Source organism: Micrococcus sp. (genome assembly GCF_034179925.1).
In the GTDB taxonomy this organism is placed as follows: Bacteria; Actinomycetota; Actinomycetes; order Actinomycetales; family Micrococcaceae; genus Micrococcus.
Window position 1 is genome coordinate 58,398 of record NZ_JAXFPG010000032.1, and the last position, 13,893, is coordinate 72,290.

Annotated in this window: 12 protein-coding genes; 2 read left to right on the forward strand and 10 right to left on the reverse strand. The window is 72.2% G+C overall.

Annotated elements, in window-relative coordinates; all coding sequences use genetic code 11:
* Positions 1-204: 204 nt before the first annotated feature.
* The 8 genes from SPI96_RS06065 to hrcA form a co-directional block, all read right to left on the reverse strand.
* Positions 205-1,869 carry a hypothetical protein gene (locus tag SPI96_RS06065; protein ID WP_321081468.1) on the reverse strand — a complete coding sequence of 555 codons (1,665 nt, stop codon included), beginning with the start codon at positions 1,867-1,869 and terminating at the stop codon, positions 205-207.
* Positions 1,870-2,157: 288 nt separating this feature from the next.
* Entirely contained in the window at positions 2,158-3,120 is a 963-nt protein-coding gene (gene era, locus SPI96_RS06070) for a GTPase Era (protein WP_321081469.1), read from the reverse strand.
* Positions 3,117-4,391, reverse strand: a complete 1,275-nt coding sequence (locus SPI96_RS06075) for a hemolysin family protein (protein WP_321081470.1) — start codon at positions 4,389-4,391, stop codon at positions 3,117-3,119. The genes era and SPI96_RS06075 overlap by 4 nt, the downstream gene beginning before the upstream one ends.
* A 9-nt stretch (positions 4,392-4,400) precedes the next feature.
* Positions 4,401-4,874 (reverse strand): rRNA maturation RNase YbeY, encoded by a 474-nt coding sequence (gene ybeY, locus SPI96_RS06080; protein WP_321081471.1) that lies wholly within the window; start codon positions 4,872-4,874, stop codon positions 4,401-4,403.
* Positions 4,864-5,910: a PhoH family protein gene (locus SPI96_RS06085; RefSeq protein WP_321081625.1), complete on the reverse strand. Its 1,047-nt coding sequence runs from the start codon at positions 5,908-5,910 to the stop codon at positions 4,864-4,866. Before SPI96_RS06085 ends, ybeY begins: the two co-directional genes overlap by 11 nt.
* 67 nt (positions 5,911-5,977) lie before the next feature.
* Positions 5,978-6,742, reverse strand: a complete 765-nt coding sequence (locus SPI96_RS06090; protein WP_321081472.1) for a 16S rRNA (uracil(1498)-N(3))-methyltransferase — start codon at positions 6,740-6,742, stop codon at positions 5,978-5,980.
* A complete protein-coding gene (dnaJ, locus tag SPI96_RS06095; protein WP_321081473.1) occupies positions 6,739-7,890 on the reverse strand; it encodes a molecular chaperone DnaJ in 1,152 nt (383 codons plus the stop codon). The genes SPI96_RS06090 and dnaJ overlap by 4 nt, the downstream gene beginning before the upstream one ends.
* A gap of 53 nt (positions 7,891-7,943) precedes the next feature.
* Entirely contained in the window at positions 7,944-8,897 is a 954-nt protein-coding gene (gene hrcA, locus SPI96_RS06100) for a heat-inducible transcriptional repressor HrcA (protein WP_414601923.1), read from the reverse strand.
* A 204-nt stretch (positions 8,898-9,101) separates the two neighbouring features.
* Between hrcA and SPI96_RS06105 the strand changes: the two genes are divergently transcribed.
* Together SPI96_RS06105 and SPI96_RS06110 are read left to right on the forward strand one after the other, a co-directional pair.
* Entirely contained in the window at positions 9,102-9,962 is an 861-nt protein-coding gene (locus tag SPI96_RS06105; RefSeq protein WP_321081475.1) for a DUF3097 family protein, read from the forward strand.
* A 79-nt stretch (positions 9,963-10,041) separates the two neighbouring features.
* Positions 10,042-10,476: a DUF4870 domain-containing protein gene (locus SPI96_RS06110; RefSeq protein WP_321081476.1), complete on the forward strand. Its 435-nt coding sequence runs from the start codon at positions 10,042-10,044 to the stop codon at positions 10,474-10,476.
* Between the two features lie 27 nt (positions 10,477-10,503).
* Here the strand turns inward: SPI96_RS06110 and hemW are convergent, their stop codons facing one another.
* Entirely contained in the window at positions 10,504-11,787 is a 1,284-nt protein-coding gene (hemW, locus tag SPI96_RS06115; protein WP_321081477.1) for a radical SAM family heme chaperone HemW, read from the reverse strand.
* Positions 11,788-13,638, reverse strand: a complete 1,851-nt coding sequence (gene lepA / locus SPI96_RS06120) for a translation elongation factor 4 (protein WP_321081478.1) — start codon at positions 13,636-13,638, stop codon at positions 11,788-11,790.
* Positions 13,639-13,893: the final 255 nt, after the last annotated feature.

Sequence of the window (13,893 nt, forward strand, 5' to 3'; positions counted from 1 at the left end):
CGTGCGGCCGGGCAGTAGCAGGGGTGCCGGCTGGGGCGCGGCGCAGCCCCGGTGGGGCCAGTGGCGGTGATCGGACATGCCGTGACCCTAGCACCGCGCTCGCCGCGTGTGTCACCGCTCACGCGGCGTGTCCAGTCTCTGAGACGAGACGACGACGGCCCCCGGGAGCGTCGGCGACGCCCCCGGGGGCCGGGCGGCCGTGGGTCAGGCCCAGACCTTGTTGGTCACGGCCTTGGTACCCAGGGGAACCGTCGTGGTCTGCCCGTTGGCGGTCACCTCGACGGTGCCCTGCACGACGGACAGCACGGCGGTGATGTTGTCCAGCTGGTTGGCCAGGTCCGCCTCGAAGATGGTGTTCGTGTCCATCTGCAGCTGGCCGTAGCGGGCGGTGCCGTTGGAAGCCGTGGGCACGACCACGTCCGCCGTGGTGGTGAAGGTGGCGGTGCCGCGGTGCACGAGCGAGGTGCGGGTGGCCTGCCAGGAGTTGAACTGCAGGGTGGTCTCCACCGAGTTGATGCCCGTGCGGGCCGGCTCGGAGGAGGCCTTGCGGATGCGGCTGGTGGTCGGGGTGTCGCCCCAGAAGGTCGGACGCAAGCCCCCGTACTGAGCCCAGGCCGGGTCGTAGGCGGGGTCGGTCTTCGAGTTGGGGATGTAGCGGTAGCCGAGCAGACGCGGGCCCTTGAGCCAGCCGTTGGCAGCGGTCTGGTCCGCATAGGTCAGGGTGAACTCCACCTGGAAGATCGCACCCTTCTTGAGCACGGTCTGGCCGCCCCGGATCGGCTGGCCCGAGGAGTCCAGGGGGGAGGAGATCCAGAAGCCGGAGCCGCGGGCCGGGGCGGCCCCGCCGGAGACGGCACCGAGTGTGCCCACGGGGGTGTAGCGGCCCTCACCGTTCATGAAGTCATAGGCGCTCGGACCGGTGGCGTCGGACCAGTTCACATCCGGCGCCCAGCCCTGCGGGGCAGGCACCGGCATGCTCGGCGGGTACACACGCACGGTGTCCTGGATATGGTACACCGGGTCCTGACGCCACGGGTTGTTGACGTCGTTGCCTTCGAGGGTGAGGTAGAAGTCGCTGTCGAACAGGCTGGTGGTGGGGGTCGGCGTCGGCTGCTCGGGCTCCGGGGGCGTGGTGGAGCAGACCACTGCGGAAACCGTCACGGTCTGGTCCGGGTGCGCAGTGAGGGGGATGGAGCCGGTGAAGGCGTTGCTCAGGCGGATCTCCACCGGATTCACGACGTTGTCGATCCGGTAGGTCGCACTGCCAGAGGCGGTGCCGGCGGCGACCACGCGGCCGCCGCCCTGGTGGTTGGCGGAGATCGTGCTGGTCGGGGCCAGGGGGGTGCCTTCGTTGAGCACGATCACCTGGTCGGTGAAGTACTGGGCGCCGTTGCCGTTCGCGGACGTGGTGTAGGAGTCGATCCCGCTGATGGTGAAGGAGATCGGGCCCTGCATGCCCTCCGGGAACTGCAGGGACAGGGAGGCGTACCCGGAGGACCGGGTGGTGGTGGAGGCCCTCGGGTCCACGTAGGTGGACAGGGCCATGGACCCATCGGTCGAGGTGAGGTTCAGCGGACCATAGGTGGTGCCACCCGGCAGGGAGTACCCGGCGGTGGTGGAGGGGGTGACGGTCACGGTGCCCGTGCCGCCGGAGGTGCCGGTCACGGGCACGGACTGGGAAGCAGTGCTCGCGGTGCCGGTGGTGGTCCAGGTGACGGGGAAACACTGCGGTCGGCTGGCTGCGAAGGCCGGGGCGGCGGCGGTCAGGGCCATGGCCGGGACGCTCCAGGCCAGGCCGCCGGCGACCCTGCGGCGGGACAGCGGCAGGGACGCCGCGGAGGACAGGGACGCGGGACGCGGAGAGGACATGCCGGGGAGGCTCCTTCTGTGAGGCCTGCACACCGCGGGACGGCGCACCTCGCGAACGGAGGCACGCCCCGAGCACGCACGGCGTGTGCCGGCGCGGTGGCAGGGGATGGTGGGGGCGAGCCCTCGGGGCATCGAACCGGAGTGAACCGACCAGTCGGTGGGACGGCCTCGGGATGGACTCGCGACCGGTCAAGAATACTCGAAGCAACGACCGATGACGGCATTGTTGCCCGTCCGCGCGTCGCCGGACTGTGCCGTCCGCCACGGGGCATGGCCCGCGCCGTCCTCTCAGAATCCGAGGCGACCGAGCTGCTTCGGATCCCGCTGCCACTCCTTGGCCACCTTCACGCGCAGGTCGAGGTGGACGGGGGTGCCGAGCATCCGCTCGATGCCGGCGCGGGCACGGGTTCCGATCTCACGCAGGCGGGAGCCGCCCTTGCCGATGATGATGCCCTTCTGGCTGTCCCGCTCCACGTACAGGTTGGCCCACACGTCCACCAGAGGACGGTCCTCGCGGCGGCCCTCACGGGCAGCCATCTCCTCGACGACGACCGCCACCGAATGCGGAAGCTCATCGCGCACCCCCTCCAGGGCGGCCTCCCGGATCAGCTCGGCAACCATGACGGCCTCGGGCTCGTCCGTGAGCTCGCCGTCCGGGTAGAGGGGCGGGCCGACCGGCAGCAGGCCGCTGAGCACGGAGAGGACGTCGTCCACCTGGCGCCCGGCGACGGCCGAGACCGGCACCACGGCGGCGAACCCGACCCCGCCGTTCTCAGGGCCGAGGACCTCGTCGCCGAGGGCGGTGACGGCCAGCAGCTGGGCGGCGACCTGCTCGGGCGCGACCTTGTCCGTCTTCGTGACGATCCCCACCACAGGGGTGCGGCGCAGAGCGGCCAGCTGCTGGGCGATGAAGCGGTCCCCCGGACCGATGGCCTCGTCGGCGGGGATGCAGAAGCCCACCGCGTCGACCTCGCCGAGGGTCTCGGCCACCAAGGCGTTCAGGCGCTCGCCGAGCAGGGTGCGGGGGCGGTGCAGGCCGGGGGTGTCCACGAGCACCAGCTGCAGATCCTCCCGGTGGACGATGCCGCGGATGGTGTGGCGGGTGGTCTGCGGCTTGGAGGAGGTGATGGCCACCTTCTCCCCCACGAGTGCGTTCGTCAGGGTGGACTTGCCGGCGTTGGGGCGTCCCACGAGGGAGACGAAGCCCGAGCGGAAGCCCTCGGGGACGGTGGGGTCGACCAGTGCGGTCATGTCAGGTCTCCTTGAGGGGGTCGTTCGGTGACGCGCAGGCGGTCCACGCGGTTGCGGCGGGGCTCGAGGGTCTCGGCGACGATCTGCACACCCTGGACCTGCACCTGGGAGCCGCGGATCGGCACCCGGCCCAGATGCTTGGCGAGCAGACCGCCGACGGTGTCGACGTCGTCGAGCTCCTCCTCGAGGTCGAGGCCGAACTGCTCCCCGAAGTCGGCGATGCCCATGCGGGCGTCCACGGACCACACCCCCGGCTCCAGCGGCTCCACCTCGGGGCGGTCGGGGGTCTCGTCCTCGTCGTAGATCTCCCCGACGATCTCCTCGATGAGGTCCTCGAGGGTGACGAGCCCGGCAGTGCCCCCGTACTCGTCCACCACGATCGCCACATGGGTGGACTCGCGCTGCAGCTCCGGGAGCAGGGCGGCCACGGACTTCGACTCGGGCACGAACCGGGCCTCGCGCATCATCGCGGAGACCGGGTCCTGCGGGTCGGCGCCCTCATGGTGCAGGGCCCGGGTGACATCCTTGAGGTAGAGCATGCCGCGCACGTCGTCGGCGTCCTCGCCGATCACGGGCACGCGGGAGTTGCCCGAGCGCAGGAACAGGTCCATGGCCTGACCGAGGGTGTGGTCGACGTCGATCGTCACCACGTCCGTACGGGGCACCATGACGGCACGCACCAGGGTGTCGGTCATGGAGAACACCGACTCGATGAGCTCGGCCTCGGAGTCGTCGAGGACGTCGGCGTCGTGGGCCCGGGCCACGACCTCGCGCAGGTGGCGTTCCTGGAAGTCGTCCTCGTCGGCGACCTGCGCCTCGGAGCGGCGACGGTCCTGGCCCAGCCGGTCCCCCACGGGGCCGAGGGCCCGGCGCAGGCCGTGCACCAGCCCGGCGGTGCGTCCGGCCACGGCGGCCTCGTTGCGCGAGCCGATGGGGCGGGGGCTCCACACGCCCAGGGCGGTGGCGGCGGCCACGAGCACCACCACGGCCACCGCGAGGGCCGGCCAGACGGAGTCCGTGAGCACGTGGACGCCGGCGGTCAGGCACATGGCCGCGAAGGCCTCGGAGAGGAAGCGCCACACGCGCAGCGCCCCAAGGTGCGCGTCCAGGTCCGCGGTGACGTCGAGGATCGGCGAATCCGGGCGCTGCCGGGCGATGTCCTCGGCGTCACGGCGGGGCAGGTGGGTGAAGGCGCTCTCGGCCAGGGCCAGCAGCCAGGTCAGGGCGATGAAGACGACGAACAGCGCCAGCAGCGCGACGGGGGTGACCATGGGGGCGGGTCAGTCCTCGATGGTCGGTGCCGGGGCGGAACGGCCCAGGACCTCGGAGACCAGACGGTCCTGCAGGGCGAACATCTCTGCACGGTCCTCGTCGGTCATGTGGTCGTAGCCGAGCAGGTGGAGCATGCCGTGGGTGAGCAGCAGCATGAGCTCGTCGTCCCGGCTGTGCCCGCCGCGGGCGGCCTGGTCGGCGGCGACCTCGGGGCACAGCACGACGTCGCCGAGCACGCCCTCGGACGGGGCCTCGGCCTGGCCGGGGCGCAGCTCGTCCATGGGCAGGCTCATCACATCCGTGGGCCCGGGCAGGGACATCCAGTCCTCGTGCAGCTCCGCCATGCGGGCGGCATCCACCACGGTGACGGCGGTCTCGGCGTTCTCGTGGACGTACAGGGCTGCGTACACGTGGCGAGCCATGCGCAGCAGCTCCTGCTCAGGGACGTCGGTCCCGGACTCGTTGACGATCTCAACGGCCACGACGGGCCCCCTTCCCTCGCCGGGTGTCGGTCTCCTGGCCGGTGCCGGCCTGGTCGTAAGCGTCGACGATCGCGCTCACGAGCGCGTGACGGACCACGTCCGTGGAGTCGAAGCGGACCACCTCGAGCCCGTCGATGCCCTCGAGGACCTCGACGGCCTGGGCCAGCCCGGAGCGGGTGCCGCGGGGAAGGTCCACCTGGGAGGTGTCCCCGGTAACGACCATGCGCGCGCCGAAGCCCAGGCGGGTGAGGAACATCTTCATCTGCTCGGGCGTGGTGTTCTGGGCCTCGTCCAGGATCACGAAGGCATCGTTGAGGGTGCGCCCGCGCATGTAGGCCAGCGGAGCCACCTCGATGGTGCCGGCCTCCATCAGGCGCGGAATGGACTCGGGCTCGACCATGTCGTGCAGGGCGTCGTAGAGCGGCCGCAGGTAGGGGTCGATCTTCTCGGACAGCCCCCCGGGCAGGAAGCCCAGGCGCTCGCCGGCCTCCACCGCCGGGCGGGTGAGGATGATCCGGTTGACCTCCTTGGCCTGCAGCGCCTGCACGGCCTTGGCCATGGCCAGGTAGGTCTTGCCGGTGCCGGCCGGGCCCAGACCGAAGACCACCGTGGAGCGGTCGATCGCGGCCACATAGTCCTGCTGGTGGAGGGTCTTGGGGCGGATCTTGCGGCCCCGGCCGGAGAGGATCGAGTCCAGGCGCAGCGAGCCGGGGGCGCGCCCGGGCACGCCGCCACGCACCAGCGTGACCACCTGCTCCATGACCTCGGGGGTCACGGGGGCGTCCCGGCGCGCCAGGGAGCGCAGGTCCTCGACCACGCGACGGGCGGTGTCGACGTCCCGGGAGGGGCCGGACAGGGCCAGGGACTGGTCCCGGACGGTGATCCCGACAGCCGGGAACACACCGGCGAGGATGCGCAGCAGGGCGTCCTGGGCGCCGAGGGTGCGCACCATCAACTCGGCACTCTCGAAGCTGACGGCCTCCTCGACGGGGGCGGGGGTGTGGGTCGTGGCGGGGACGGTCACGATGCGGGGGATCACCTCGGGGTAGGAAGGGGCGCCGGGAGGTCCCGGCGCGGTCGCGGCTCGCTCCAGTCTAAGCCGGTCACCACCGTCCCAGCAGGTGCTGGAGCACCGCCAGGGCGGCTGGGCCGGCGGTGGAGGCACGCAGCACATGCGAGCCCAGGCGCACGGGGACGGCACCAGCAGCGACGGCGGCGGTGAGCTCGGCGGGGCTGATGCCGCCCTCCGGGCCCACCACCAGGACGATCTCCTCGGCGGCGGTCAGGCGCTCGGGCCCGAGAGCATCGAAGCCGTGCTGGGCCTCCTCATGGAGGACGAGGACGAGCGGGGCCGGGCCCTCGCCGGGGCCGGCGAGGCAGGCGAGGTCGATGCCGCTGAGGTGCGGGCGGACCTCCGGAACCCGGGCCCGGCGGGCCTGCTTGGCCGCAGCCCGCACGGTGTCCTCCCACTTCTGGTGGGCGCGGGCAGCCTTGGGGCCGCGCCACCGGACGATGGAGCGCTCGGCCTCCCAGGGCACGACGGCGTCGACCCCGAGCTCGGTGGCCGCCTGGACGGCCATGAGGTCACGGTCGCCCTTGGCCAGGGCCTGGACGAGCACGAGCCGCGGGGCGGGGTCCGGCTCGTGGCCAAGACGCTCCAGGCGGACACGCAGCAGGGTGGGGGCGGCGTCCACGACCGTGCCCTGGGCGTAGGCCCCGGTGCCGTCGGCCAGGAGCACCTCCTCCCCCGGTGCCAGGCGCATGGCCGCCGCGGCGTGGCGTGCCTCGGCTCCGGTGACCTCAGCCTCGCTCCCGGGCACGGCGGCGTCGAGGTCCCCGGGAGCCAGGAGGAACAGCGGGGCGGTCACAGGTTCATCAGGTTCTCGCGCAGGCGGGCGAACACACCCTTGGCCTGCTGGGGGGCGGCACCGTGGACGACCTCCTCGCCGCGGGAGGCGGCGAGGCGCTCGAGCAGCTCGCGCTGCTCCTCGGTGAGGTCCGTGGGGGTGGTGACGACGACGTCGACCTTCAGACTGCCGCGACCGCCGCCACGCAGGCGCCCCACACCGAGATCCGGGAGGGTGAGGACCTCACCGGACTGGGTGCCGGGGGCGACAGCGACCTCCTGCGGTCCGTCGAAGGTGTCCAGGGTGACCGCGGTGCCGAGGGCGGCGGCGGCCATGGGCACCGTGACGGTGGTGACCAGGTGATCACCCTCACGGTGGAACACCGGGTGCGGGTTGACCACGATCTCCACGTAGAGGTCCCCGGCGGGGCCGCCACCGGGGCCGGCCTCCCCCCGACCGGCGAGGTGGATGCGGGTGCCGTCACTGACGCCGGCGGGGATGCGGACGGTGAGCGGCCGGCGGGCACGTACCCGGCCCTGCCCAGAGCACTCGGTGCAGGGGGACGGGATGACGGTGCCGTGCCCCTGGCAGGCAGGGCAGGTCTCAGTGGCCATGACAGTGCCCAGGATCGAGCGCATGGGGCGCTGGATCATGCCCTGGCCGCCACAGGTGTGGCAGGTCTCCGGCTCCGTGCCGGGCTCGCAACAGGAGCCCTGGCAGCGCTCACAGGTGACGGCGGTGTCCAGCTGCAGGGTGCGCTCGGCACCGAAGACGGCGTCGCGCAGATCGATACGAGCCGAGACGAGCGCGTCCTGGCCGCGGCGGGCGCGCGGGACGGGGCCGCGGCCTCCCCCGGCCCCGGCGGCGTTGACGAAGGTCTCGAAGATGTCCGCGAAGCCGCCGAACCCCCCACCGAAGCCACCGCCGAAGCCGGGACCGCCGAAGCCGCCGCCGGTGCCGTTCTCGTTGCCGGTGGTGTCGTAGCGGCGGCGCTTGTCCTCGTCGGAGAGCACCTCGTAGGCGTGGGAGATCCGCTTGAACTGGTCCGCGGCTTCGGGGCTCGGATTCACATCCGGGTGGTGGGTGCGCGCGAGCTTGCGGTAGGCGCGGCGGATCTCCTCGGTGGTGGCGTCGCGGCTGACGCCGAGGGTCTCGTAGTGGTCGGCCATGGACGGCACTTCCTTCGGTGTGTGGTCTGGGGACGTGTCGGGCTGGGGTGGGGTCAGGGGGTGAGGATGCGGGAGAGGTACCGGGCGATGGCACGGACCGCGGCCATGGTGCCGGGATAGTCCATGCGGGTGGGCCCGATGACCCCGACCTTGGCGACCTCTCCAGGCCCGTAGGCGGCGGCGACCACGGACGTGTCCGCCAGGGACTCCCCGTTCTCCGCGCCGATGCGGACGGACACCCCATGAGCGTCCTGCTCCATGTCCGTGAGCAGGCGCAGCAGGACGACCTGCTCCTCGAGGGCCTCCAGGATCGGCCCGATGGAGGAGCCGAAGTCCTGGGGGGTCCGGGCGAGGTTCGCGGTGCCGGCCAGGACGATCTTGTCACGGCGGCCGTCCTCCAGCAGGGAGCGCACCACTGTGAGCACGGCCTCCACGGCGCCGCGGTGCTCGGGCGGCACCGTAGGCGGGGGCCCCGTCAGGACGGTGGCGGCCTGGGTGGGGCCGAGCCCGGTCAGCGGGGCCAGGACGGCGGCACGCAGGGCGTCGAGGTCTGCCTCCTCCAGCGGGCGGTCGAGCACGGCGATGCGCTGGTCCACCCGCCCGGTGGAGAGGATGAGCACGGCCAGGACCCGGGTGGGGGCCAGGGACACGAGGTCGAGGTGGCGGACGGTGGCGCCGTCGTCGTGGGGGAACTGGGCCACCGCCACCTGGTGGGTGAGCTGGGCCAGCAGGCGGACGGTGGCCTCCATCATGTGCTCGGTGTCCGAGTCCGCCTCGAGGAGCGTGCGCACGGCGCGGCGCTCGGCCGGCGAGAGCGGCTTGACCTCGGAGATGCGGTCCACGAACAGCCGGTACCCCTTGTCCGTGGGGACCCGCCCGGCGGAGGTGTGGGGGGCGACGATCAGCCCCTCCTCCTCGAGGGCGGCCATGTCGTTGCGGACGGTGGCAGAGGAGACGCCGAGCCGGTGGCGCTCCACGAGCGCCTTGGACCCGACGGGTTCGCGCATGGCGACGTAGTCCTCGACGATGGCCTGCAGGACCTGCAGGCGGCGGGGCTGGTCCGACACGGCTGGCTCCTCCCGACGACTGTTGGCACTCGGCGTGGACAAGTGCTGATCCTATCGCCGCGCCACCGCCGACCCCTCAGGTTCCGCTCTCGGCGGTGCGCCGGCGGCGGACCCCAGCCGTGCACGTTGCTAGCGTGGCCCTCCATGGATTGGAGTAGCTGGGGCCCCACAGGCCATGCCGACCTCACCCGTCCGGCCGGACGGCCCGCCCGGACCGTGCCCGTGGCCCCGGGCCTGGTGGTCGAGGACGTCACCACCGGGTTCACCGGCGCCGTGGTCGGTGTGGAGCGCTCTGGCGGGATGCACGTGGTGGTGCTTGAGGACCGCCGCGGGGTGCGCCGCACCTTCCCCCTGGGCGGGGGGTTCTGGATCGACGGCGCCCCGGTGGCCCTCGCGCCCCCGCGCCCGGCCGCGGCCACCCGTGGGCCCGCCCGGACGGCGTCGGGCTCCCGGCGGGTCGACGGCGCACGGGCCCGCACCGCCCGCGCCTCCCGGATCTGGGTGGAGGGCGTGCACGACGCCGAGCTCGTGGAGAAGGTCTGGGGCGAGGACCTGCGCCTGGAGGGCATCGTGGTGGAGCCCCTGCACGGGGTGGACGACCTCGCCGGCGCCGTCCGCGGCTTCCAGCCCGGCCCCGGACGCCGGCTCGGGATCCTCGTGGACCACCTCGTGCCCGGCTCCAAGGAGGAGCGGCTGGCCGCCGAGGCCATGCGCGTGCCCGGGGCCGTCGGGAACGTGCTGGTGCTCGGCCACCCCTACGTGGATGTCTGGCAGGTGATCAAGCCCTCCGTGCTCGGCATCGACGCCTGGCCGGTGGTGCCCCGAGGCCAGGACTGGAAGACCGGGATCCTCAAGGGCCTGGGCTGGCCGCACGGCACCGCCGAGGCCACCGGTCTGGGGTGGAAGCGGCTGCTCTCCCATGTGCGCACCTACGCGGACCTCGAGCCCTCCCTGCTCGGACGGGTCGAGGAGCTCATCGACTTCCTCACGGCCCCCGGCTCCTGAGCGGGGCTAGACTGGCCCACGCCCGAGCGGCCGTGACCGCACGGCGCCCGGACGCCCGCACGATCCGACGAGGAGCACCGTGGTCACCACCCCCCGCGCCGACGACGCGCCCACCCCTGAGGCCACCGCCCGCCAGCAGCCCCCCGCCTGGCTCGTGGCCGCCGCGGACGCGCGCGGCCCGTTGCGAGCTAAGGAGGACCGCGACCGTGCCACCCTCGCGCACCTGAGCCTCGTGTTCGGCGCGGTGGGGCCGCTGGCAGTGTGGCTGCTCTACCGGGACCGCGGCCCGTTCACCGCCCAGGAGTCCAAGGAAGCCCTGAACTTCGCAGGCCCTCCCACGCTCACCGCCCTGCTGCTGTTCCTGCTCTCCGTGCTGCCCGTCCTCGGGCCCCTGCTGGCCATCAGCGGCGCCCTCGTGTGGATCGCCATGAGCCTGTACGGCGTGATGGGCGCCTCCCATGTGACCAAGGGCCGGCCCTTCCGCTACCCCTTCAACCTGCGCATCCTGCGCTGACCTGCGCCCCGGGACCGGCTCAACGGCTCAGAACCCGGCCAGGTCCCGCACGATCCGGTCGTTGCGCAGCCGCCCCTGCAGGGTGGGCACCACCCGCCCGGCCAGCACGGCCCGACCATCCACCAGACCCTCAGCCACCAGCGCGGCCACCCGGGCCCGTACCCGCCCGGCTTCCTCGGGGCCGGCCCCCTCCAGCAGCTCCGGCAGGGACAGGCCCTCCACAGTGCGGGCTGCGAGCATGATCCGCTCCAGGCGCCGGGCCGCCGCATCCGGGATCTCCCGCCCCACCGCCGGGGTGACACCGGTGGCCAGGCGCTGCGCGTACGCCGCAGGGTGCTTCGCATTCCAGAACCGGACCCCGGCCAGGTGGGAGTGCGCCCCCGGCCCGATCCCCCACCAGTCCTGATCCTCCCAGTAGGCCACATTGTGCCGGGCCCGGTGCACGCCCAGGCCCTGCGGGTCCCGTGCCCAGTTGGACACCTCGTACCAGCGGTAGCCGGCCCCGGCCAGCAGGGCGTCGGCCATCTCGTACTTGTCCGCCTGGTCGTCCGGGTCCACGTCCGGGACCTGCCCGCGGGCCACCTGCGCCCCGAACCGGGTGCCCTCCTCCACGATCAGCGAGTACGCGCTCACATGGTCCGGCTCCAGGGCCAGGGCTGCCTCCACGGTGCTGCTCCAGTCCTGCAGGGACTCCCCCGGGGTGCCGTAGATGAGGTCCAGGGACACCTCCAGGCCGGCCTGGCGGGCCGCGACGACGGCGGCCGGCACGTTCTCGGGGGCGTGTGTGCGCTCGAGGGTGGCCAGCACATGCGGCACCGCCGACTGCATCCCCAACGACAGCCGCGTGAACCCGCCCGCGGCGAGCTCACGCACGTAGGCCGAGGTCAGGGTGTCCGGGTTGGCCTCCGTGGTGACCTCGGCCTCGGGGGCCATCCCGAACAGCTCCCGGGCGCGCTCGAGGATCCGCACCAGGTGCGAGGCCGGCAGCAGGGTGGGTGTGCCCCCGCCCACGAACACCGTGTGCAGCGGCCGGGCCGGCACACCCGAACGCTCCAGGGCCCCCCGGGCGAAGTCCAGCTCCGCCAGGGCGGAGTCGACGTAGTCCTCCCGGCCGGCCCCGGGACCGAAGGTGGGCGCCGTGTAGGTGTTGAAGTCGCAGTAGCCGCAGCGCACCGTGCAGAACGGCACGTGCACGTAGAGGCTGAACGTGCGCGGGGTGCCAGCAGCCGCCGCTTCACGGACACGGCGGCCGACTTCCTCGGGCAGGGCGCCGTCGCTGGGGACGGGCTCCCCCAGGGGCAGGGCGGGCACTTACTTCTTCCCGGCCTCGCCGCCGTCGGAGGAGAGGGCGGCGATGAACGCCTCCTGGGGCACCTCCACGCGGCCGACCATCTTCATGCGCTTCTTGCCCTCCTTCTGCTTCTCGAGCAGCTTGCGCTTGCGGGAGATGTCGCCGCCGTAGCACTTGGAGAGCACGTCCTTGCGGATCGCACGGATGTTCTCGCGGGCGATGATGCGCGAGCCGATGGCCGCCTGGATCGGCACCTCGTACTGCTGGCGAGGGATGAGCTCCTTGAGCTTGGAGGTCATCATCAGGCCGTACGAATAGGCGTTGTCCCGGTGGGTGATCGCGGAGAACGCGTCCACCTGCTCGCCCTGCAGGAGGATGTCCACCTTCACCAGGTCCGCGGACTGCTCACCGTCAGCCTTCCAGTCGAGCGAGGCGTACCCCTTGGTGCGGGACTTGAGCTGGTCGAAGAAGTCGAACACGATCTCCGCCAGCGGGATCCAGTAGCGGATCTCCACACGCTCCTCGGAGAGGTAGTCCATGCCGCGCAGCTGACCGCGCTTGGACTGGCACAGCTCCATGACGGCGCCGATGAACTCTGAGGGCACGATCACCGTGGCCCCAGCCATGGGCTCACGCACCTCCAACACCTTCCCCTCGGGGAACTCGGACGGGTTGGTGACCGTGACCACCTCGCGGTCCTCCCGGGTCACCTGGTAGACCACGTTCGGAGCCGTGGAGATCAGGTCCAGGCCGAACTCGCGCTCAAGGCGCTCGCGGACGATCTCCAGGTGCAGCAGCCCCAGGAAGCCCACGCGGAACCCGAAGCCCAGGGCCACGGAGGTCTCGGGCTCGTAGGTGAGGGCGGCGTCGTTGAGCTTGAGCTTGTCCAGGGCATCGCGCAGGTCCGGGTAGTCGGACCCGTCGATCGGGTACAGGCCGGAGAACACCATGGGCTTGGGGTCCTCGTAGCCGCCGATCTCCTCGGTGGCCGGATCCGCGCTGCCGGTGACGGTGTCCCCGACCTTGGACTGGCGGACGTCCTTCACACCCGTGATCAGGTAGCCCACCTCCCCCACGGACAGGCCCTTCGTGGGGATGGGCTCGGGCGAGGACACGCCGATCTCCAGGAGTTCATGCGTGGCCCCGGTGGACATCATGCGGATCTTCTCACGCGGGGTGAGCCGCCCGTCCACCACGCGCACATAGGTGACCACACCGCGGTAGGTGTCGTACACGGAGTCGAAGATCATCGCGCGGGCCGGGGCGTCAGCGACACCCTCGGGGGCCGGGATCGCCGCGACCACGCGGTCCAGCAGGGCCTCGACGCCGACGCCGGTCTTCCCCGACACACGCAGCACGTCCTCGGGCTCGCAGCCGATGAGGGTGGCCAGCTCCGCGGCGTAACGGTCCGGGTCCGCGGCCGGAAGGTCGATCTTGTTGAGCACCGGGATGATCTCGAGCTCGTTCTCCATGGCGAGGTAGAGGTTCGCCAGGGTCTGGGCCTCGATGCCCTGGGCGGCGTCCACCAGGAGGATCGCGCCCTCGCACGCGGCCAGGGAGCGGGAGACCTCGTAGGTGAAGTCCACGTGACCGGGGGTGTCGATCATGTTCAGGGCGTAGTTGACGCCCTCGACCTCCCACGGCATGCGCACGGCCTGGGACTTGATGGTGATGCCGCGCTCACGCTCGATGTCCATGCGGTCCAGGTACTGGGCCTTCATGTCCCGCGGCTTGACCACGCCGGTGGCCTGCAGCATGCGGTCCGCGAGGGTGGACTTGCCGTGGTCGATGTGGGCGATGATGCAGAAGTTGCGGATCACCGACGGATCGGTGGCGGCGGGCACCGGGGGGTTGGACGCCAGGGGCGACACGGGCACTTCCTCGGGGGTTCGGGGACAGGACACTGGCGGCCCATTGTTCCACGCCCGGGTGGATTCTCGGCCACGGCCTCTGCCGCCGCCGGGACGGACACGCCGGGCCGGCGCGCCTGACCCGGTGTGGGGGCACGGATGCTAGGATTGCGGGCATTGTGTCCGATCGGTCGACGGGCACCCCCGGAACGGGTCATCATCGGCGCTCCCCACGCCGCTCAGTCCACGGATCCGGGCACCCTCCACGACCCCCGT

What these genes read in the sequence shown, in the direction of transcription:
- hrcA (WP_414601923.1), bottom strand. Translation starts at nt 8,897, where the DNA reads ATGCGCGAACCCGTCGGGTCCAAGGCGCTCGTGGAGCGCCACCGGCTC.
- SPI96_RS06105 (WP_321081475.1), top strand. Translation starts at nt 9,102, where the DNA reads ATGGATTGGAGTAGCTGGGGCCCCACAGGCCATGCCGACCTCACCCGT.
- SPI96_RS06065 (WP_321081468.1), bottom strand. Translation starts at nt 1,869, where the DNA reads ATGTCCTCTCCGCGTCCCGCGTCCCTGTCCTCCGCGGCGTCCCTGCCG.
- SPI96_RS06075 (WP_321081470.1), bottom strand. Translation starts at nt 4,391, where the DNA reads ATGGTCACCCCCGTCGCGCTGCTGGCGCTGTTCGTCGTCTTCATCGCC.
- era (WP_321081469.1), bottom strand. Translation starts at nt 3,120, where the DNA reads ATGACCGCACTGGTCGACCCCACCGTCCCCGAGGGCTTCCGCTCGGGC.
- dnaJ (WP_321081473.1), bottom strand. Translation starts at nt 7,890, where the DNA reads ATGGCCGACCACTACGAGACCCTCGGCGTCAGCCGCGACGCCACCACC.